Annotated in this window: 26 protein-coding genes and 3 pseudogenes; 14 read left to right on the forward strand and 15 right to left on the reverse strand. The window is 41.7% G+C overall.

Features of this window, described 5'->3' with window-relative positions:
* The first annotated feature begins 7 nt into the window (after positions 1 to 7).
* Both FFV08_01150 and FFV08_01155 read left to right on the forward strand, forming a co-directional pair.
* Positions 8 to 547: a 5-formyltetrahydrofolate cyclo-ligase gene (locus tag FFV08_01150; protein ID QLB51407.1), complete on the forward strand. Its 540-nt coding sequence runs from the start codon at positions 8 to 10 to the stop codon at positions 545 to 547.
* Positions 528 to 1,211, forward strand: coding sequence for a rhomboid family intramembrane serine protease (locus FFV08_01155; protein ID QLB51408.1), 684 nt, complete (start codon positions 528 to 530; stop codon positions 1,209 to 1,211). The genes FFV08_01150 and FFV08_01155 overlap by 20 nt, the downstream gene beginning before the upstream one ends.
* Positions 1,212 to 1,311: 100 nt before the next feature.
* Here the strand turns inward: FFV08_01155 and galU are convergent, their stop codons facing one another.
* Together galU and FFV08_01165 are read right to left on the reverse strand one after the other, a co-directional pair.
* Positions 1,312 to 2,271, reverse strand: coding sequence for a UTP--glucose-1-phosphate uridylyltransferase GalU (galU, locus tag FFV08_01160; protein ID QLB51409.1), 960 nt, complete (start codon positions 2,269 to 2,271; stop codon positions 1,312 to 1,314).
* A complete protein-coding gene (locus FFV08_01165) occupies positions 2,234 to 3,256 on the reverse strand; it encodes an NAD(P)H-dependent glycerol-3-phosphate dehydrogenase (protein ID QLB51410.1) in 1,023 nt (340 codons plus the stop codon). Before FFV08_01165 ends, galU begins: the two co-directional genes overlap by 38 nt.
* Before the next feature lie 139 nt (positions 3,257 to 3,395).
* Here FFV08_01165 and FFV08_01170 point away from each other — a divergent pair, with 139 nt between their 5' ends.
* The 3 genes from FFV08_01170 to FFV08_01180 all read left to right on the forward strand — a co-directional run bounded on the left by FFV08_01170 (position 3,396) and on the right by FFV08_01180 (position 7,765).
* A complete protein-coding gene (locus FFV08_01170; protein QLB51411.1) occupies positions 3,396 to 5,123 on the forward strand; it encodes an ABC transporter ATP-binding protein in 1,728 nt (575 codons plus the stop codon).
* A gap of 1 nt (position 5,124) precedes the next feature.
* Positions 5,125 to 6,894 carry an ABC transporter ATP-binding protein gene (locus FFV08_01175; GenBank protein QLB51412.1) on the forward strand — a complete coding sequence of 590 codons (1,770 nt, stop codon included), beginning with the start codon at positions 5,125 to 5,127 and terminating at the stop codon, positions 6,892 to 6,894.
* A gap of 181 nt (positions 6,895 to 7,075) precedes the next feature.
* A complete protein-coding gene (locus tag FFV08_01180; GenBank protein ID QLB51413.1) occupies positions 7,076 to 7,765 on the forward strand; it encodes a gamma-glutamyl-gamma-aminobutyrate hydrolase family protein in 690 nt (229 codons plus the stop codon).
* 80 nt (positions 7,766 to 7,845) lie between these two features.
* Here the strand turns inward: FFV08_01180 and FFV08_01185 are convergent.
* Positions 7,846 to 7,989 (reverse strand): annotated as a pseudogene (locus FFV08_01185) (hypothetical protein).
* Between the two features lie 41 nt (positions 7,990 to 8,030).
* Between FFV08_01185 and FFV08_01190 the strand changes: the two are divergent.
* Positions 8,031 to 8,480 carry an 8-oxo-dGTP diphosphatase gene (locus tag FFV08_01190; protein QLB51414.1) on the forward strand — a complete coding sequence of 150 codons (450 nt, stop codon included), beginning with the start codon at positions 8,031 to 8,033 and terminating at the stop codon, positions 8,478 to 8,480.
* A gap of 10 nt (positions 8,481 to 8,490) precedes the next feature.
* Positions 8,491 to 8,568 (forward strand): annotated as a pseudogene (locus FFV08_01195) (transporter).
* Positions 8,569 to 8,955: 387 nt separating this feature from the next.
* On the opposite strand, the gene FFV08_01200 reads toward FFV08_01195, so the two are convergent.
* From FFV08_01200 to FFV08_01255, 12 genes and pseudogenes are all read right to left on the reverse strand, one after another.
* A complete protein-coding gene (locus FFV08_01200) occupies positions 8,956 to 9,357 on the reverse strand; it encodes a hypothetical protein (protein QLB51415.1) in 402 nt (133 codons plus the stop codon).
* Positions 9,358 to 9,381: 24 nt separating this feature from the next.
* A complete protein-coding gene (locus tag FFV08_01205; GenBank protein QLB51416.1) occupies positions 9,382 to 9,885 on the reverse strand; it encodes a hypothetical protein in 504 nt (167 codons plus the stop codon).
* Positions 9,886 to 9,959: 74 nt separating this feature from the next.
* Positions 9,960 to 10,484, reverse strand: a complete 525-nt coding sequence (locus FFV08_01210) for a hypothetical protein (protein QLB51417.1) — start codon at positions 10,482 to 10,484, stop codon at positions 9,960 to 9,962.
* A 23-nt stretch (positions 10,485 to 10,507) separates the two neighbouring features.
* Entirely contained in the window at positions 10,508 to 11,230 is a 723-nt protein-coding gene (locus FFV08_01215; GenBank protein QLB51418.1) for an ATP-binding protein, read from the reverse strand.
* Positions 11,231 to 11,241: 11 nt separating this feature from the next.
* Positions 11,242 to 12,075 (reverse strand): DnaD domain protein, encoded by an 834-nt coding sequence (locus tag FFV08_01220; GenBank protein QLB53255.1) that lies wholly within the window; start codon positions 12,073 to 12,075, stop codon positions 11,242 to 11,244.
* A gap of 6 nt (positions 12,076 to 12,081) precedes the next feature.
* Positions 12,082 to 12,342: pseudogene (locus FFV08_01225) on the reverse strand (MerR family transcriptional regulator).
* Between the two features lie 6 nt (positions 12,343 to 12,348).
* On the reverse strand, positions 12,349 to 12,687 hold the full coding sequence (locus FFV08_01230; protein ID QLB51419.1) for a hypothetical protein: 339 nt from the start codon (positions 12,685 to 12,687) through the stop codon (positions 12,349 to 12,351).
* A 1-nt stretch (position 12,688) separates the two neighbouring features.
* On the reverse strand, positions 12,689 to 12,940 hold the full coding sequence (locus FFV08_01235) for a hypothetical protein (GenBank protein QLB51420.1): 252 nt from the start codon (positions 12,938 to 12,940) through the stop codon (positions 12,689 to 12,691).
* The gene (locus FFV08_01240) at positions 12,930 to 13,265 is read right to left on the reverse strand and encodes a hypothetical protein (GenBank protein ID QLB51421.1); all 336 of its coding nucleotides are present in this window, start codon (positions 13,263 to 13,265) and stop codon (positions 12,930 to 12,932) included. Before FFV08_01240 ends, FFV08_01235 begins: the two co-directional genes overlap by 11 nt.
* A gap of 135 nt (positions 13,266 to 13,400) precedes the next feature.
* Positions 13,401 to 13,616, reverse strand: a complete 216-nt coding sequence (locus FFV08_01245) for a hypothetical protein (protein QLB51422.1) — start codon at positions 13,614 to 13,616, stop codon at positions 13,401 to 13,403.
* Positions 13,617 to 13,817: 201 nt separating this feature from the next.
* Complete coding sequence (locus tag FFV08_01250; GenBank protein ID QLB51423.1) at positions 13,818 to 14,447, reverse strand: Rha family transcriptional regulator; 630 nt, start codon at positions 14,445 to 14,447, stop codon at positions 13,818 to 13,820.
* A 16-nt stretch (positions 14,448 to 14,463) separates the two neighbouring features.
* Entirely contained in the window at positions 14,464 to 14,652 is a 189-nt protein-coding gene (locus FFV08_01255) for a helix-turn-helix transcriptional regulator (GenBank protein QLB51424.1), read from the reverse strand.
* A 155-nt stretch (positions 14,653 to 14,807) separates the two neighbouring features.
* Between FFV08_01255 and FFV08_01260 the strand changes: the two genes are divergently transcribed.
* The 7 genes from FFV08_01260 (at position 14,808) to FFV08_01290 (ending at position 20,050) form a co-directional block, all read left to right on the forward strand.
* Positions 14,808 to 15,350, forward strand: a complete 543-nt coding sequence (locus tag FFV08_01260; GenBank protein QLB51425.1) for a helix-turn-helix transcriptional regulator — start codon at positions 14,808 to 14,810, stop codon at positions 15,348 to 15,350.
* 123 nt (positions 15,351 to 15,473) lie between these two features.
* Positions 15,474 to 16,142 carry a Fic family protein gene (locus FFV08_01265; GenBank protein QLB51426.1) on the forward strand — a complete coding sequence of 223 codons (669 nt, stop codon included), beginning with the start codon at positions 15,474 to 15,476 and terminating at the stop codon, positions 16,140 to 16,142.
* 102 nt (positions 16,143 to 16,244) lie between these two features.
* Positions 16,245 to 16,979 carry a hypothetical protein gene (locus tag FFV08_01270; GenBank protein ID QLB51427.1) on the forward strand — a complete coding sequence of 245 codons (735 nt, stop codon included), beginning with the start codon at positions 16,245 to 16,247 and terminating at the stop codon, positions 16,977 to 16,979.
* Positions 16,980 to 17,161: 182 nt separating this feature from the next.
* Positions 17,162 to 18,307, forward strand: a complete 1,146-nt coding sequence (locus tag FFV08_01275) for a site-specific integrase (GenBank protein ID QLB51428.1) — start codon at positions 17,162 to 17,164, stop codon at positions 18,305 to 18,307.
* 94 nt (positions 18,308 to 18,401) lie between these two features.
* Positions 18,402 to 18,848 carry a dUTP diphosphatase gene (locus FFV08_01280; protein QLB51429.1) on the forward strand — a complete coding sequence of 149 codons (447 nt, stop codon included), beginning with the start codon at positions 18,402 to 18,404 and terminating at the stop codon, positions 18,846 to 18,848.
* Between the two features lies 1 nt (position 18,849).
* On the forward strand, positions 18,850 to 19,365 hold the full coding sequence (locus FFV08_01285) for a histidine phosphatase family protein (protein QLB51430.1): 516 nt from the start codon (positions 18,850 to 18,852) through the stop codon (positions 19,363 to 19,365).
* Positions 19,366 to 19,417: 52 nt separating this feature from the next.
* Entirely contained in the window at positions 19,418 to 20,050 is a 633-nt protein-coding gene (locus tag FFV08_01290; GenBank protein ID QLB51431.1) for a class I SAM-dependent methyltransferase, read from the forward strand.
* The last annotated feature ends 62 nt before the right edge of the window (positions 20,051 to 20,112 follow it).

The raw sequence follows: 20,112 nt of genomic DNA on the forward strand, positions 1-20,112 counted from the left end.
GAGCTGCATGAAAAAAGAGCTGAGACAAACTGTACTGAACCGGATGAAGAAACTTTCAGGAAAAGAAAAAGAGCAGGCAGATAGCTGGCTGACCCAGCGCTTGCTCAGTTCAGCAGCTTATCAAGAAGCTCATGTTATGTCTACCTATCTTTCAATGCCGCATGAAGTCTCAACTGCAGCCTTTATCAAGCAGGCTCAGTTGGACGGCAAGCGGGTTTTAGTGCCCAAAACCTATGGCCAGGGTCGGATGATATTTGTGGATTATGATGAAAGCCGCCTGCAAAAGAGCTCTTTTGGCCTTATGGAGCCGACGAGCGAAGAGGCTGTGGAGAAGACGGAGATTGATCTGATTCATGTGCCGGGTGTGGTCTTCAATTCACAAGGCTTTCGGATTGGTTACGGTGGTGGCTATTATGACCGTTACCTGGCTGATTTTACAGGAGCATCCATCAGCAGCATCTATAGTTTTCAAAAGTCTGATTTTGAACCTAATTATCACGATATAGCAGTAAAGGAAGTACTGATTTATGAACTACATCTACGATAAAAAATATCCTGTGACCAGTGTTTTGTTAATTCTAACAACACTTGTCTTTGTGGGGATGCTTATTTTACGTGGTTTTTCTTATGCTGAAGCACAAACTATCTTTGAATTTGGAGCAGTATTTTCTCCGACCATTATCATGTATCCTGCTCAGATATGGCGTCTCTTTTCTGCTATCTTTGTGCATATTGGCTTGGAGCACTTTGTGGTAAATGCTGTTACTCTTTATTTTATTGGACGGCAGGCAGAAGATATTTTTGGTTCGCGAAATTTCTTTCTGCTCTATATGATGTCTGGCCTGATGGGAAATATCTTTGTCTTCTTTTTCAGTCCGGATACTCTGTCAGCAGGAGCCTCTACAGCCTTGTTTGGCCTTTTTGCCTCTATCGTGACCCTGCACTATGTCGTTCGCGACAGCTACATTCAGCAGCTGGGGCAGTCTTATATGACCTTGATTGTGGTCAATATCATCTTTAGTTTCATGCCCGGTATCAGCCTGGCGGGGCATTTGGGCGGTTTGATTGGGGGCATACTCTGCGCTGTCATTCTTCCTGTCAAAGGCTCAAGCAATGCCTTTAAACCTGCTCAGCGCTGGCTAGTCCTGTTTGGTTATCTAGCCTTGGCTGGCCTTCTGATTTTTCTAGGTTTTCATCATTCTTTGATTTAATGAATCTTTAGAAAATAACTGATGAAATATAAAAAAAGAGGTTGAGAAACCTCTTTTTTATAGCTATAATTTTATTTTTATCGCTGGTTGTTTGAATCAATTATTTTTTCTCTTGTTTTTTCTCTAATGTATGACCCAAGTCAATGATATACTGCTTCAAGGAATCTTTGACCTGCGGATGCTTGAGGGCATAGTCGATAGAAGTCTTCATAAAGCCGAATTTGTCGCCAACATCATAGCGATCACCCTTGAATTCGCGAGCGAACACGCGCTGCGTCTTGTTAAGAGTATCAATCGCATCTGTCAGCTGAATCTCATTTCCAGCACCGGGAGCTTGATTCTCCAAGATTTCAAAAATTTCCGGTGTCAGCAGGTAGCGGCCGATAATAGCCAAATCACTCGGTGCATCTTCAGGCTTTGGCTTTTCGACGAAGGTTTCCACGCTGTAGAGACCTTTGACGCCTTCGCCTTGAGGGGCAATGACCCCGTAAGAGGACACATCATCATGAGGGACCTGCATGACAGCGATAGTAGAAGCATGAGTAGCTTCGTAGTCATCAATCAATTGCTTGGTTAGCGGTATAGCCTTATCATTGGTGATATCCATGAGGTCATCACCAAGCATGACAACGAAAGGCTCGTTTCCAACGAAAGCCTTAGCCTGAAGGACAGCATCTCCCAGTCCGCGTGGATGGCTCTGACGGATGAAGTGCAGACCGATACCAGTGGTTTCATCGACCAATTTGAGCAAGTCGTTCTTGCCTTTTTCTTTGAGATTGTATTCCAATTCGAAGTTGGAGTCAAAGTGGTCTTCGATTGAGCGTTTTGACTTACCAGTGACAACCAGAATATCTTCAATTCCAGATTTGAGAGCTTCCTCAACGATGAACTGGATGGTCGGCTTGTCGACAATCGGCAACATTTCCTTGGCCAGAGCTTTGGTAGCTGGCAGGAAGCGGGTTCCTAGACCAGCTGCAGGGATGACGGCTTTCTTAACTTTTGACATAATCAGTTCCTTTCTATTAGAACGAAGTCCATTCGTTCTCAGCCTTGAATTCATTGTTCATGATTTCATAAATGGCATCTTTGATATTACAATTTTGATAAATAACCTTGTAGATAGCTTGTGTAATCGGCATATAAACATCCAGCTCTTGAGCCAGTTCATAGGCTGCCTTGGTGGTAGAAATTCCTTCAATAACCATGCCCATATTGGCTTCGATATCCGCTAATTTCTCACCGCGCCCTAGAGCATTGCCGGCCCGCCAGTTGCGGGAGTGGACAGAGGTCCCTGTGACAATCAGGTCACCAACACCTGATAGGCCGCTATAAGTCAGAGGATTGGCTCCTAACTTGACACCTAGACGCGTGATTTCGGCCAGACCTCGTGTGATAATAGCTGCCTTGGCGTTGTCACCATAGCCTAATCCATGGAGAGCACCGGCTCCGACAGCGATGATGTTTTTCAGAGCGCCTGCAGTCTCCACTCCGATAACATCGGTATTGGTGTAGAGGCGGAAGTAGTGATTGCTGAATAGCTCCTGCACATACTTAGCCGTTTCCAGATCCATAGAAGCAGCAGTAATTAGGGTAATATCGCGTACAATGGTTTCCTCAGCATGGCTGGGACCTGAGACAACGACAATCTCGCTGCGAAGCTCTGCAGGGATTTCTTCTTCTAGAATAGTTGAAATCCGTTCGTGAGTATTGGGTTCCAGTCCCTTGGAGGCGTGCATGATTTTCACCTTGTGGTCTAGAGCCTGAGCTACTTGTTTGGCTACCAGACGGGTTACCTTGGTCGGCACGACAAAAAGCACAGCATCCGCATCTTTTAAAGCTTCTTCTAGGTCATGATAAGCCTTGATCTTTTCGTCCAGTACATAATCTTTGAAATAGCGTTTATTGGTATGCTCATCGTTGATTTCGTTGATCTGCTCAGCGATATTTCCCCAAATACGAACCTGGTGTCCGTTGTCATTTAGCACTTGTGATAAGGCTGTTCCCCAAGAACCAGGACCAATCACAGCAACTCGTTGTTTATCCATATCTTCTCCTTATGATGAAATTCCGAGTCTGAATTTAAATCAGTTTTAGAGTTCTATATCTCATTTTACCATATAATATAAGAAATTTCTTGCTTGACATTGTTTTTATCTATGATATAGTAAGGAAACTAAGCCAAATATGAAAAAAGTAGGAGGAAGCATGTTTTTTAAAAGTCTATTACGGTATAAATGGTATGCCCTGAGTTCGTTTTTAATGACCTCATTGATGATTGCCAGCTCTCTTTTACTGCCCTGGTTTTTAAAGCACATCTTAGATGCTCTGCAGGAGCAAAATAGCCAGACCATCTACAGTATGGGCGGTTGGCTAATTGGCATCGGTTTTGTTGGGCTAGTAGCAGGAGGAATTAATGTGACCTTGGCGGCTTACATTGCCCAGGCTGTCTCATCAGATCTCCGTGAGGAGACTTTCCGCAAGATTCAGACCTTTTCTTATGCCAATATCGAGGAATTCAACGCCGGTAATCTAGTCGTGCGGATGACGAATGACATTAATCAGATTCAAAATGTGACTATGATGCTCTTTCAAATTCTTCTTCGCTTGCCAATCCTTTTTATCGGTTCAGTCATCCTGGCCATTGTGACCATGCCCTCTCTCTGGTGGATTATTTTCTTGCTAATCGTGCTCATAGCTGGTCTGACGGCTGTCATGATGGGCATGATGGGGCCTCGTTTTAAGAAATTCCAAACTCTTTTGGATAAGATTAATGCCATTGCCAAGGAAAATCTTCGTGGTGTGCGAGTGGTCAAGTCCTTTGTTCGGGAAGAAGACCAGTTTCATAAGTTCAGTCAGGTGTCTGATGAGCTTCTGTCAGAGAATCTCTATATTGGTTATGCTTTTTCAATCATTGAGCCGATGATGATGTTGGTCGGCTACAGCTCTGTTTACTTGGCTATCTGGACTCTATCTGGCATGATTCAGGCGGAGCCAGGGCTGGTTAGCTCTATCGCTTCTTTTATTGGTTATCTGAGCCAGATTATTTTCACTATCATTATGGTTGGTTTCTTGGGTAACGGCGTGACGAGGGGGATCATTTCTGTCCGTCGGATCAAGGAAGTATTGGCGACGGAGCCGGCCATGACTTTCCCAGACTCGCCAGATGAAGAGCTAGAAGGCAGCCTCAGCTTTGAGCATGTGACTTTTTCCTATCCCAACGATGACGAGCCAATGCTAAAGGATATCAGCTTTGAGGTTGAGCCGGGGCAAATGATTGGTGTTGTCGGTGCGACAGGTGCTGGTAAATCTACCTTGGCCCAGCTGATTCCCCGTCTTTTTGACCCGCAGGAAGGTTCTGTCAAGATTGGCGGCCGGGATCTGCGAGAGCTTAGTCAGGGAACTCTTCGAAAAAATGTTTCTATCGTGCTCCAGCGGGCGATTCTATTTAGCGGGACTATTGCGGACAATCTCCGTCAGGGCAAGCTCAACGCTTCACTGCCTGAGATGGAGCGAGCGGCTCGTATTGCCCAAGCCAGTGAATTTATCAGCCGTATGGAAGAGAGTTTTGACAGTGCAGTGGAGGAGCGTGGCAGCAACTTCTCTGGTGGTCAGAAGCAGCGGATGTCCATTGCCAGAGGTGTTGTCAATAATCCCAATATTTTGATTTTAGATGATTCGACCTCAGCCTTGGATGCCAAGTCAGAAAAGCTGGTTCAAGAAGCCTTGAACAAAGAGCTGCAAGGAACGACGACGATTATCATTGCTCAAAAGATTAGCTCCGTTGTTCATGCAGATAAGATTCTGGTCTTGGATCAGGGACGGCTGATTGGCCAAGGGACGCATGCGGAATTGGTCGCAACTAACGATGTTTACCGCGAAATTTACGAAACTCAGAAAGGAAAGGAGGACTAAGATGCGGACGATTGCATTTTTTTGGCAATATTTTAAGCGTTACAAATTATCCTTTGTCATCGTGCTCTTGATGATGGTAACAGCGACTGTTTTTCAGGTCCTTTTTCCGGTTTATGTCGGTCAGGCTGTTCAGCATTTGGTTGAGTTGGGCCGGGCTTTTGCGGAGAAGGGTGAGACTGATCAGATTCTGTCGACTTTTGGCAGCGTCATGGGCAGTGTATTGGTGTCCTTTGTCTGCCTGTCTGTTTCTAGCTTGATTTACATGCTTTTGATGACCCGAGTTATTGCCCATTCGACCAATGAGATGCGCAAGGGCCTGTTTGGCAAGCTATCTAAGATGACAGTTGCTTTCTTTGACCGCCATCAGGATGGAGACATTTTATCGCGCTTTACAAGTGATTTGGACAATATCCTGCAGGCTCTAAATGAGAGTATGATCCAGGTTATGAGTAATGCCTTGCTCTATCTGGGCCTCGTGATTATCATGTTTGTCCAAAATGTTAGATTGGCCTGGATAACAGTAGCCAGCACACCGGTTGCTTTTCTTCTCCTAGTGGTTATTGTTAGGCTGGCTCGGAAATACACCAATCTCCAGCAAAAAGAAGTCGGCCGCCTCAATGCTTATATGGACGAAACCATTTCTGGTCAGAAAGCCGTTATCGTTCAGGGCATGCAGGAGGAGGTCATCAAAGGTTTTATTGAGCAGAATGACCGAGTACGCTCAGCGACCTTTAAAGGCCGAACCTTTTCAGGCCTTCTCTTCCCAATCATGAACGGGATGAATTTGATTAATACAGCTATTGTTATTTTTGTTGGTTCGGCTGTCTTACTTGGCGATCCTAATATTGAAACGGCTGTTGCAGTTGGCCTGATTACTACTTTTACTCAGTTTTCCCAGCAGTATTATCAGCCTATCATCCAGATTGCAGCCAGCTGGGGCAGTCTGCAGTTGGCCTTTACAGGGGCTGACCGGATTCAGGAGATGTTTGATGCGCCGGAGGAAATCCGGCCTGAGAATGCACCTGCTTTCACAGAGCTCACAGACTCCGTGGAGATTAAGCATGTGGACTTCTCTTATGTAGAAGGCAAGCCTATTCTCAAAGATGTATCTATCTTAGCCCCTAAGGGCAAGATGACGGCTGTTGTTGGCCCCACTGGTTCAGGTAAAACGACCATTATGAACCTGCTCAATCGCTTTTATGATGTGGATAGTGGCAGCATTGAGTTTGACGGTCGCGACATTCGGGACTATGAGCTGGATAGCTTACGGAGCCATGTTGGCATTGTCCTGCAGGATTCGGTGCTCTTTAGTGGCACGATTCGGGACAATATCCGCTTCGGTGTGCCGGATGCTAGTCAGAAGATGGTCGAAACGGCTGCGCGTGCGACCCATATCCATGACTATATCGAAAGTCTGCCGGACAAATATGATACCTTGGTAGATGATGACCAGAATATTTTCTCAACTGGGCAGAAACAGCTGATTTCAATTGCCAGAACCCTACTGACAGACCCGCAAGTCTTGATTTTGGATGAAGCGACTTCCAATGTCGATACGGTAACAGAAAGCAAGATTCAGCAGGCCATGGAAGCCGTTGTGGCTGGCCGAACTAGCTTTGTCATTGCTCACCGCCTCAAGACGATTCTCAATGCTGACCAGATTATTGTCCTCAAAAACGGAGAGGTTATCGAACAGGGTAATCATCACCAACTCCTTAAACTCGGCGGCTTCTACTCAGAACTCTATCATAACCAGTTTGTGTTTGAGTAGAAAGTTGAGACATTTTTCCAGACTCTCGTTTGTGCTTATAATACATTCGAGAGTTTTTTATTTGAGAGACATGCAGAGTCTTTGATAAAAAATTTTTATAAGCAGCTTAAAAAAAATCTATTGGACGACTGAGAAAAGGCGTGGTAAGATATACTATATCAAAATAAGGGGGAATCACGGTATGTGCAGAACAATTGTTGGAATTTCAGCCAATCTTTGTCCAGTAGATGAAGCTGGAAAGAATATTCACACCTCTGTTTCACGCAAGTTTGTGGACGGCGTACGAATGGTTGGTGGCCTGCCGATGGTGATTCCCGTTGGGGATAAAAGTTTAGTTAAGGATTACGTAGAAACCATTGACAAGCTGATTTTGTCAGGCGGGCAAAATGTTCACCCACAGTTTTATGGGGAAGAAAAGACCATCGATAGTGATGACTACAATATTGTTCGCGATGAGTTTGAGTTGGCACTCTTGAAAGAAGCCCTACGCCAAAACAAGCCAGTCATGGCTATTTGCCGAGGTCTGCAGCTGGTAAATGTTGCTTTTGGCGGCACTCTCAATCAGCATATCGAAAATCACTGGCAGGGCTTGCCATTTGGTACTTCGCACTCCATTCGTACGGAGAAAGACAGCGTTGTGGAGCGTTTGTTTGGTCAGGCTAGCCAGATTAATTCGGTTCATCGCCAAAGCATCAAGGACTTGGCACCTAATTTCCGCGCGACAGCTTTTGATCCAAGAGACAATACCATCGAAGCAATTGAATCGGTTGACAATCATCGTATCATAGGTCTTCAATGGCATCCGGAGTTTTTAATAAACGAAGAAAAGGGCAATTTGGAGCTGTTTCAGTACCTCTTGCAAGAGCTGTAAAAAATAATTTCATTTTTTTAAGTTACTTTTAGGAAAATTTAAGATAAGTGTTCTATACTAAGAACATAAACAAAGACCTCCTAACTTTGTTTAGAAATCCTAAAACTTTTCTTTTTCATAATAATCTCCCTATAAGAACCGCCCAATTGGCGGTTTTTTTGCTGGAAAGGCTGAGAAATCTAGATTTTCATCAATTTGATGTCTTTTATGTTATAATGAGTCACAAGTAGGCCGAGCGAATCGGTCGGTAGATGGAGGAGCAGAGATGTCAAGAGCGGAGCGAGTTATTTTAACAAATATGTGTATGGTTTATGATGAGGACCGCATTTTAGTACAAAATAAAGTAAATGATGATTGGACCGGCCTTTGCTTTCCAGGCGGCCATGTTGAAAATCGTGAATCCTTTGTCAAATCAGTGATACGGGAAGTCAAGGAGGAAACAGGTCTGACCATCTATGAGCCTAGGTTATGCGGTGTCAAGCAGTTTTATACCGAAAAGGATGAACGTTACGTCGTTTTTCTTTACAAAACCAATCGTTTTGAAGGAGAGCTGGTCTCGTCCAGCGAAGGAGAAGTGTTCTGGATTAAACGCGAGGATCTTGATCACCACTCGCTGGCCTTGAGCTTTAAAGAAATGTATCAAGTTTTCACATCAGATTTGACGGAGCAGTTTACCTATCTGGATAATGGAGAGATCATCAGAGATCTATACTAGGGAGAATCGCCAATCGGCGGTTTTTTTGCTTGTTTTTTACGAATTTAGTATAATAGGGACAGCAAAAATAGAAAAGAGAAATACATGAAAATTCGCGGAATATTCTTCTAGTTATTCTTACAGCCCTTTTTAAGCTATTAACCCTTGATTGTATAAGGTTTAGAAGAAATTATATATCATACAAGGTATTTAATGCCCTCTCTTAGTCCACAAAAAGGTGAACAAAAAAGCCCTAAAAAAGGGCGTGGAAATTATGAGTTCAGCAGGCAAGAACTAGCACGGTCAAACGTGCTTTTTTAATTGCTTGATGTCATTATACCATATTTTACTTTTTGAATGTAACGTATCTCACTAGGGCATAATACTTTGATTGTTAACAAAAATGTTGTATACTTTAAGTAAAGAGAATTGATTTCGTACCCCTTGTCCGTTTTCACGGTCGGCACTATAGTCAGTTCTCTTTTTTTATGCTCTGTTAATGCTCCCAAACTTGCAACTCTCCGCCTCTATGTATCTCAGCAAAGTTAAGTATGCCCATTCGCTTATAAAGGTTGTATTGAGTTATACTATATCCCATCTTTTTGGCTTTCTCTGTTGCAAATCGTTTCCGGGATTCGGTGAATCTGCAGAAATTCTCAATAAAACACTGACGAGCTGTACAGTGTTCTATGGCGTTAATATCAGCAATACAAATAGTCAAAGTGTTTTCTATCTGCTCGGCAAACTTTCCCTTGATGATATGAGGCTTTATAATTACTTTCCATGACTTTTCATCTATGCTTATGAAGTTCCATGCCTGAGCCATTCGATAGGCTCTGCCTAAAAGTTCCATACGCTCGGTTACGTTCTTTGTCGTCCTGCGCGTGTTTAATTTCAATATTCTCAACTCCTATTAGTTCAATCAATTATTTAAGCCATTCATCCAAAGACTATCACCTTTTTTAGTATAGTTCACAAACCTTTGATAATGCTTATAATACCTATCTCGCTTCATGTACTTAGGCCGAGTAGGAAAAGAATCGAACATATAGCCGCCACGTTTAGGACTCCAACCTGGCTCTACCTTTCTAGCCTCTCTCAAGGCACGCTCCCAGTAGTATTGGCAGTCTGTCTTGCTGCGGTTTAGGGTTTGCTTATGTACTTGTTGGCATGATCCGCAACCATAAAGTATGAGCTGCTTATAGAGTATTCTACACCGCCGGCCACAAAGAGGGCATAGAAAGAAGTAGCGGCTGCCCCCTTTAGTTCCCGGTATTTTAGTCAAATTAAAGTAATCTTTATCAAAGGTGATACATAAGTTATCTAAGTCTATTTCTAGCTTTCTGCCGGCTAGTTCAGCTATACCATGGGAGATATTATTGATTTTCATAGGCTTTATAAATGTTTCTATTGCTAACTGCTTCATTATCTCCCCCTATATAGAAAAACCCAAAACTATTGACTTGATAACAAAAAGGGGATTGTTCCCCTCCCTGTGTTTTATTGACCAGAATAGTCAGCAAGCCCTCTATATTCGCCCTCTATGTCTAACTGTTGGAGCAAGCTAACACTTTCATTACCCAGCAGTTCCAACGTACCTTCAGCAGTCATAAAGTCCATAGAGATAGGCTTATCAGAAAGCAAACGATCAGCATAGTCTAATAGTTCCAGCTCGTAGTTTGTTACTTTTTCCAGCAAATTATCAAAATCCTCTGACTCTTTGAGTTGAAGCACGCGCTCCCGTTTGTAACGTTCTTCAAATGCTTCATCCTCCTCAGGTTGCTTGTAATAGTCTTTGAAGCTGTCACAAATACGCTTGAAAGTCTCGTTTAGCTTGTTATCCTCCACATACTCAGCTACTAGCGTGCCTTTATCCTTGTAGGTTATTGAGATTACAGGCTGGCAATATGTTCCAGTCATATATCCCAGTAGCGCGTGACCTGCTGTCTGGGCTGTCTGATAGTCTGCGAAATAGTGAGTAAAAGTAAATGATTTTGCTTTCTCTGAAATAGTTTTTAGTGTCATTTTGTCTGTCTCCGTTTCTTTGATTAAAAATTCCGCTTCATGCGTTTGTCTGTGATACCGGCCATAGTGAATACATTCCCCTCTGACCGTTTGCCAATCCGACTGACTAGCTTAGGATTGTAGATTTGTGCTAGCTCTTTACCAGTATGATTGGTGTTGACGATAGTCGTTTCTCGCTTGTCAAAGATTTTGAAAAGAAAAGTCTGCACCCAGTTATTAGCTTCTCGTTTTTGAGAAGTCATGGCGCTTTCTGTTCCTAAGTCATCAATGAAAAGATAGTCAACGGAAGTAAGAAGCTTTAGGGCATCTTGCTCTGTAAAATCGCTATGTTTATACTGCCATCCTGACTGAATGCGTGTGACTATCTCGGCAATGCTGACAAATAACACGCGCTTAGCATCTTCTTTGCTATGATAGCCCTCGTTGATTGCTCGAGCAAGGGAGTAGCACAAGTGGCTTTTACCGACACCAGGCGGGCCAGTAATGATAGTATTTCCTCGCATACCGTCTAAGTATTGTTTGGCTTGTTTTATGGCAAAATCTTTTGCTGCTTTCTCTTTTGGAGTCTCAGCTTTGAAATTTTCAAAAGTGGCATTCAAAATTTCATTTGTCACTGTACTATCTCTTTCAAATACTCGATAGGCTTCTAGATTGGCATTGCGTCTTATAGTGGCTATTATGTTTTGATCGAGTGATTCCATGAAATCAAGTTCAAAATCCTCTTTGCTGTGGTTTAATGATTCCATTTTTTTACCTCTTAGCCTAGATTTCCACCAAATGGATCAGTAACGTTTACTGTTTTCTGCGCGTGTCCTTTATCAGCTATATAGCGCTGTTGTTCTTCTTCTTGCTGTGCAACGGTCTTTATACCGTTTTGAGCCCAGTTCTTCAAGATAGTATTGACATAACCAAAGGAGCGTTTACCATTGTCTGCAGCTTTATCAATAGCTAGTTTAATTAAATCTAGTTCTAGCTTATCTTGTGTGTGGTAGTCCATTAGCTGCTGATATTGTACTCCGTCAATAACTCCAATTCTAGATTGATAATATTTAGAGATTTCAGCAGAAGCAGCAGAAGATATCTTTTCTCTATCTCTTTCTTCTGATTCTATCTCTATCTCTTTCTCTATCTCTTTCTCTATCTCTAACTCTATCTCTGTCTTACACGTAGTTAACGTTGTAAGATTTTCGGATAACATTGTAAGATTATTCTTCTTTTCTTTCTGTTCTTTACGGTACTGACGCATATAGGCGGCTTGGTTTGTTTCCTGTTGTACCAAGGCTTTAGCCTGTGCCATCTCTGCATTGCTATCACTATCAACTTGAATAAGTCCGCACTGTGTGAAATAGCTAAGCGTCATCCGTATATCATCTTCTGACACATCAAGTTTTAGAGCTAATTCTTCCGCAAGATCGTTGAAGTATCCCTCGTAGTATAAAATACAGTCGCTTTCTAAGCTTTCAAGCATTAAACGGATATAAATAACCGTCATAGTATAGCCGCCGGCTATGTTTTTAAGCTTTTTAATAAAAATGTTATCAAAAAACTTTTTATCGACTTTTAGCCAAAAATATACTTTCGTTTTAGCCATTATCCACCCCAAAAATATTAGAATATCGCTCACTCTGTAAAAGACTTTTCTAGTGTCCTCTACTGGTGGCTGATAGCGTCTCAATCCGGCACGCTCCCAGCGCTGCAGCGTCCTAGCTGTGATGCCCAGTTCCTCTTTAATCTGTCGGGGTGTCATTAGTCCTAGCTGTCTAGGCGTGGGCTGATTACTGACTTTTAGAAAGTCATTGATTAGCTTTAAAATGCCCTGATTTAAGCTATTTTCGCTTTCTTTACTCAGACTGAACAATAACTATCACCCCCTATTCAGAAAGGCCTTATAGCTCTCTAAATCGGCATTTAAGAGCACGTCAAGGCGGACTTGTTCTTTTTGTACTTGGTTTTTCAAAGGTTTGACTCCGTCTATTAGTTCTGCCTTGCTGGCTGGGATATAGTAGCCACTGTGAGGGATAAGACGAGCTCCGATAATCGGAATCTTGTATCGAGTTATTAAGTGACTGATTATCTCTTGGACGGCTCGCCTTTCGATTTTCAAGATATTAGCAATTTCAGCGCCTGTAATGGCATTCTCACCCCCAACCTTGATTAGATTGAGAACTCGCTTATAATTCTCTGGCATAGTTGTCTGTGTCATTTCATACCTCGCTTTTATTTTGTTTTAGGTTTTCAATTTCCTTGCCCATGCTGTGAATGGTTTTCTGTTGTTCTTCCACAATGGCAATTAGTCTGCCGATATTGGCATTCGTCCTAACAGCAAACTCGCAAACCATGCTGTTGAATGATTCATCATTCTTAGACTTTGCTAGGCTCTTTTTCTGTTCTTCTAGCTCTTTCATATACTCAGAGAAACTGAGAATATTGTTGTTTGGTTCGAATTTATCGGCCATTTCTAAAACCCTCCAGCTCCTCAGCATCGTCACACTCCAAAAGCTGACTAGCTATATCATCAAGCTCGGCAATAATCGTTTCAAAAACCTCGTAGGAAGAGCTTAGATAGTTAGTTGCTAGGTGTGTAAAGGTGAATAAATCTTGGTCTTTTGCAAGAGACGATCCAGCTTGAGCCACTTGATCCATTTTTATTGTCTTTAGGATATTAGACAGTCGGCAGCCTAAGCCCTGCAGCTCTTCGACAGTAAGTTGTACAGTTTTAGTTTGTTCTGTTGTTTTAGCCATTTTTTTGTTCCTCACTTTCATAGTGCTTATTTCCCGCATTGTTGGATAAGTGATTGTTTTTCTTGTTCGCTAACTGTATCAGCTACAAAAAGCACATCTAGTTCTTTAACGTAAAATGCATTACGATTTAGTTTGTTGTGGTCAAAGATTGAGATTTCCATGTTCTTGTCTCCTTTAGTTGTACTTGCGTCCTGCAATCTGAATATAAGCCCCATATTCGGGGTTTAGTTCCTCGGTGGTATATTCTACCGCCTGAGTGTTTTTCGTCGCTCTGAGGGGCTCTGGTGAGCTCTGAGAGCCTTTTAGATTCCATATCTTCCAAATTAGGAAAAGCAAAAGCAATACAAAGACGATTGCTTGCCCTGGCGTCATGTCAATTTCTTGGATCATAGCTTTATCCTTTTTGAATTGTTTGGCAGTTAGAGATGCCTGCTCTCTGCGGTAGCATTTTTCAATAGCCTATGTTATAATTTAGCTATAAAATCTTTACTAAAACCCTTTTAATAACAGCTTGCCTGCTTGTTAATTTGTTTTGGTGATAGTGTGAAAGCCTTGCTGATTTGGTCGTCTGTTAAGGCTTTTTTGTTGCTCTCACGCGCCTTGTGGTGCGTTTTCTTTTGGCCTGAATACCATAGACTTGATATCCTGATAGCTCATATTTAAGCCAATCATAGCGATAGCCATATCTTCCAAGGCTTGGTATCTGATTAGCTCATCACTGGTTAAGCTATCAATGCCTGTAAGACCGCCTCGCGCTGCCACTAGTTGCTTTTTATTCATCCCGCTAGTGCCTTTTAGCAAAAGGTTTGTAATGGTGCTATGCGGATGCTTTGGTTTTTGTCCCCAATTCTCAATGCTGTCATGCAAAGTCTTACGCTTGGGCTTTTCTAAAGCACGCTGCAGCTTAAACTTTGCTAGCTCGTCCCGCATCTCAAAGAATGCTTTGACAAGATTTGTCTTGAACTCAACAACTTGCGGTGTGTTGTCTAAGTAAGTGATTAGTAGTGTAGCTTGTTGTTCATTTAAACGATAGACCTTTTTAGGTCGTCCTTTTCCGTCTAATTTATGGATTTCAAATCCATAAAATCCAAACGCCGTAAATCGCTCTTTGTGATTTCTTAGTAGGCGTGTTACAGTGTGGTGTTGTACTTCAGCACATTCTGCGATTATCTCGCTTGTGGTGTACGGCTCTTTCTTACCGTCCATGTAGACTAGGTTCATTGGGTACTCCTTTCTATTAACAGTCTTCTACTAGCCAATTCATAACTACTTGATAGATGCGCTTAGGTGCGTCATAGTCGCCGTTTTCAACCTTAGTATAGGTCTGTGGTTTAATTCCTAAAAGTTCAGCAACCGCCTTTTTTGTTTGCTGTTTTTTTGCACGTTTTACACGTACTTTTTCTGCTAGTTCAAGCGTGATCAGCATTATGCACTCTCCTTTCTACGGCTTTTATTGCCGTTATCTAATCTAATTATACGACATTAAATTACGTAAGTCAACTAATTTTGTGTTTTATTGCTCTTTTTATGGCTTTTATTGCCGTTGTAAGTTATAATTTATTTGAAAGGTAATTTTTGCTTATGAATAGAATTAAAGAATTGAGAGAGAAAAAGGGGTTATCGCAAGACAAATTAGCTAAACAATTAGCAGTAAACCTAAGAACATTACAACGCTGGGAAAATGATGAAACAGCTATTCGAAAGAAAAATGCTAAAAAGCTAGCAGACTATTTTGATGTATCAGAAAGTTATTTACTTGGATATTCTGATATTAAGAATCTGAAAGAAATGGAACATCATTTTTTGCCTGAAGAACATATTGAGGCAAATGAAGAAGAACGCCAAAAAATTTATCAGTTAATTGAAGAAGAGAAGTCAGAGTTAGAAAATCTTAACTTAGTTTCTTCTTGTGCTCTAGCTTCATACCACATTAACCAATTATTAGATATCTTATTGGATATACAAGGGGCGTCCTTAGCAAAGTATGAAAATAAAAAATTGAGAAAGAAAGATTTGATAGCAATTAGCGAACTTTCAAAAGAAATCGATGGAAATAAATCTGAGGTGTATAACATGCTTGCACAGGCTTCTGAAATTTTAAAAATGATTTCATTAAAATCATAGAATTTGACAGGAGTAAAATGGGATTGTCACAGAAGAATTTATACTTTTTCTTATCTGCGCGTGATTTCTAAAACTTATACAAGTCAGCCATATTAAACACACTAAAGACAGAAAGGAAACTAAATGACCTATAAACAAGATTATCTGGATGATATTCTGATCCGTATGGCCTACCATTCCAGTGGGATTGAGGGCAACACTATATCTCTTCCTGAAACGGTCAGTATCATCTTGGAAAGCACCTTGCCAGGGAAGCATAAGAGTATCAGAGAGTTCTATGAGATAGAGAACCACAAACAGGCTTTTTCTTTGTTGCTGGATAGCTTGGCTAATAACGCTCCCTTGACTGTGGGGCTGGTGCAAGATTTCCATGCGCTATTGACAGACCGCCTGCAGCACGATAGAGGACAGTTTAAAACTGTTCAGAATGCCATCATAGGGGCGGAGTTTAATACAGCTTCACCAGAGGAAACGCCTTTTTTGATGACTCAATGGGCGGACAATACAGCTTATAGGCTGGATATGGCAAAGAGTGAGCGTGAGATATTAGAGATACTGGCTGATACGCATATCCAGTTTGAGCGTATTCACCCTTTTAGCGATGGGAATGGACGTACTGGCCGCTTGGTTCTTATGTACTTAGCTATGAAGTACCTAGGCGCTCCGGTCATTATCAGTAAGGATGACAGAGCGGAGTATATGGAGCTTTTAGCTGCTCAAAACATCCAAGGGCTGGCTAACTTATTGCAGCAGTCACTAGATGACGAAAGGGAGAGAATGAGCCAGTTTTAGTGCTGGACTGCTTTTGTACAAAAATAAATTAAAACAACCACCGATGAAATCATGATACAAGCTAAGTATCTGAAATTCGTTGGTGGGCATTAGGAGGTTATTATGGGATTTTTTAGCGCACTGTTTGGTAAACGGGATAAGATAGCACCCAGCAGTTATAGTATTAGGGGAATAGACTATTACACTCCAGAGTATTATAGACTTTTGAGCAGCGACCCTGATATTTCTAAAATATACGGCCGAGATCATACTTTCCCAAATTATAGTGATACTTATGTTACTGATGAAAATTTTAAACTTAGAGAACTGCTTTTGTTAGTCTGGTGGGGAAAACCAAAGAACGGAAGAAAATCGACTGTCTCTATTCCAAAGTATTTCTTTTCTGACTATAATTTAAACGCAGAGAAACTAACTCGCATTTTCAAGTCAAAAGGTCTAATTGCTGATGTAGGAGATAAAACCTTACTGACAGAAAAAGGACAAGAGTTATATGAGAAGTACAAAGCGTTGTGGGAAATTCATTCTGTGAAACAGTATCCGACCAATCTTGATATTGACTTTCCAAATTGGAATAAAGAGCATTTTGAATTGGAACTATACCGGATGGAATTGAAATATTATAAAGCGCACGCTAAGCATTGTAAGAAAATGATTGACTTTTTCAATTCATTCAATGCCCCTGCTTCTGCACAAGAAATCCAAAACGAGATTAACTACTATGTGAATGACAGGAATAGCGACCTTTCCAAAGTCAATGACTATCAAGAGAAAATCGCCATAATGGAAGAAAGAATAAATGATAAAAAAGACAAGCTCGAAACCTTGTCAGGAGAATAGCTCTATATCTTAAAACGCAATATAAGCTCTTTTAAGCCCTTGTTTTTATCTCTGGTATATTTTATCGACCGACCTTTTAAAATCGAATAGAGAGGCCATCTCGTAGCTTCTCGCATGATATAAACCTAATTCAATCTAAAACCTTTTTAATAATAGCTTGCCTGCTGATGGAAAGGTATATCATGAAAATAGTAGAAGTCAAAAAGAAAGACGGTAGCAAAGTGTACCGAGCAAGTGTTTATCTGGGAGTGGATCAGGTAACAGGTAAGAAAGTAAAGACTAGTATCACTGGACGGACAAGGAAAGAGGTTAAGAGCAAAGCCCAGCACGCGCAGTTTGATTTTAAAACTAATGGATCGACAGTCAAAAAGACAGTACAGGTCAAGACCTACAAAGAGCTTGCTGCCCTATGGCTAGAAAGTCACAAGCTTACAGTTAGACCGCAAACATTTGCAGTAACCAGGAGGCAAGTTAATCATCATCTTATCCCTGAGTTTGGGAGTATGAAGATAGATAAGATAACACCTAGCAGCATTCAAGAGTTTATAAATCAGTTAGCTCCTAAACTTGTAAATTTCAAGGAAATCAACTCAATTAACAGAAGAATACTGCAGCATGGAGTAACTTTGCAACTGTTGACCTCTAACCCTGCGCGTGATGTGATTCTGCCTAAGAAGCAAAAGAAAGGCAGAGAAGCTGTTAAGTTCATAGAGCCGGATAACTTAAAGGCGTTTATCGATTACGCTGAAAAACTATCTACAAAGAGTTACAAGCATTATTACCGCTTTGTGGTCTTTAAGTTGCTACTGGCCACAGGCTGCCGCATTGGAGAGCTAGCAGCCCTGGAATGGTCGGATATTGACCTAAAGGAAAAGACAATCACAATCAGTAAAACCTACAGCCAAGAAATTAGGATGATAGGGGAAACAAAGACAAAAGCAGGTACTCGAAAGATAAGCATAGATCCCAAAACTACGCTTATGCTGAGACAGTACCAGAATCGTCAGCGCCTAATGTTCTTGGAAGTTGGGGCGCGAGCTCCGTCTGTCGTCTTTGCCACTACGGTTAGAGATTATCTGCCAAGGCATTCTCTCCAGCAGATTATTGACAAGCGTTGCGAGACTTTGGGTATCCCACGATTTACTTGTCACGCTTTCCGCCATACTCATGCTAGTTTATTGCTGAATGCTGGTATCAGCTACAAGGAGTTGCAATATAGGTTAGGACATTCTAATATATCCATGACCTTAGATGTGTATAGTCACCTCTCCAAGGACAAAGAGAAAGAGGCTGTTTCATATTATGAAAAAGCTATAAATAATCTATAAGTCCACAAAAAGGTGAACAAATTTATAAAACAACTTACTTACAAAGGTTATAAACCTTATTAAATCAACGTTTGAAAGGATAATAAAAGAAAATATGACGAAAATTCGCGGATTCGAGCTGATTTCCAGCTTTACAAATGAAGATTTGCTGCCTAAGAGAGAGACAGCTCACGCAGCTGGCTACGATTTGAAAGTGGCAGAGCGCACCCTCATTGCGCCAGGGGAGATTAAGCTTGTTCCGACTGGTGTCAAGGCCTATATGCAGCCGGGTGAGGTGCTTTATCTTTACGACCGCTCATCCAATCCTCGTAAAAAAGGCTTGGTCTTGATTAACTCCGTTGGGGTCATTGACGGCGACTACTATGGCAATCCTAGAAACGAAGGCCATATCTTTGCTCAGATGAAAAACATCACTGATCAGGAAGTAGTCCTCGAAGTTGGCGAACGTGTGGTGCAGGCTGTCTTTGCACCATTTCTGATTGCGGATGGAGATGAGGCAGAAGGTGTGCGGACCGGCGGATTTGGATCGACAGGGCATTAGTATGAAAATCATTTTTATCCGCCACGGAGAGCCAGATTATTCACTTTTGGAAGAGGGTGGCTACACTGACTTTGGACTAGATTTGGCTCCCTTGTCGGCTGCTGGTCGCCAGATGGCGACAGAGGCCGCTGCTAATCCTTTGTTAGAACAGGCGGAAATTCTAATCTCCTCTTCTGTGACTCGGGCTTTGGAGACGGCCTCCTATTTGATTCGAGACCGCCAACTGCCGCTTTTTGTGGAGCCTTTGCTGCATGAATGGCAGGTATATGAGAGTGGGATAGAAAAGTTTGAGCAGGCTCGGGAGTTGTTTTTTGAAAATAGTGGTTGTCTTCCTGCAAGAAGTCCTGTCCAGTATGAAACGGCTGAGCAGATGAAAGCTCGCTTTTTCCGTGCCTTAAGCCAATACAGAGACTACGAGACGGTAGCTCTTGTAGCCCATCGCATGCTCATCCGCCAGTTTGTGTCTGATGAGCAGATTGATTTTTGCCAGTTTGTTAAATGTGAACTGAAGTTTTAATTTTTCGTTGTAAAAAGAATCTTAACAAAAGGATTTAGAGATAGAAGAAAATATGAAAGAATTTAAGAATAAGGACTATGCAATAGAAATTCGTCAGAAAATTCCAGGCTATGATGTGATGCTAGATGTGATTTTCCGAGGAGTATTGCTTAGGTTAGCACCCAGTTTAAAAGTCGACAAGGTGTTAGCTTTGGCAAGCCAGACGGATGAGTTGAATGGTTTGGCATCCTTATTTCCTAAGGCAGGGTTGACGGTTGTGGAGCCAAGTGAGGCGATGCTACAAGAGCTTAAAAGACAGGTTCATCTTCCTCAAGCGGAGTATCTTAATAGTCAATTTGAAGAAGCAATACTGCCCTCTGCTTATCAGATTTGTTCTTGCTTGCTAGTGTTGCAGTTTGTTGAAAATCCCAGTTTTTTTCTTCGAAAAATTTATGACTCTTTAAGTGAAGGTGGCCTTCTAATTCTTAGCTTTTTTTCCAACCAGCAACTGGGCTATTGGAAAACACTTGCTTCTGAATTGGGAGCCAATCAGCAACAAATTCAGCGTACTTATAAGAATCAAGCTAGTTTGATGAATTCCCTCTCGCCTCAAGAAGTTGCAAACCTACTAGAAGAGGCTGGCTTTACTAATATAGAGCAAGTGTGTCAGGTCTTATCTACTTTTGTTTGGATTATTAGAAAATAAGGAGAATCACCATCGCTAAGAAAAAAACGACCTTTGTCTGTCAAAATTGTGAATATCATTCG

Source organism: Streptococcus sanguinis (assembly GCA_013378335.1).
In the GTDB taxonomy this organism is placed as follows: Bacteria; Bacillota; Bacilli; order Lactobacillales; family Streptococcaceae; genus Streptococcus; species Streptococcus sanguinis_I.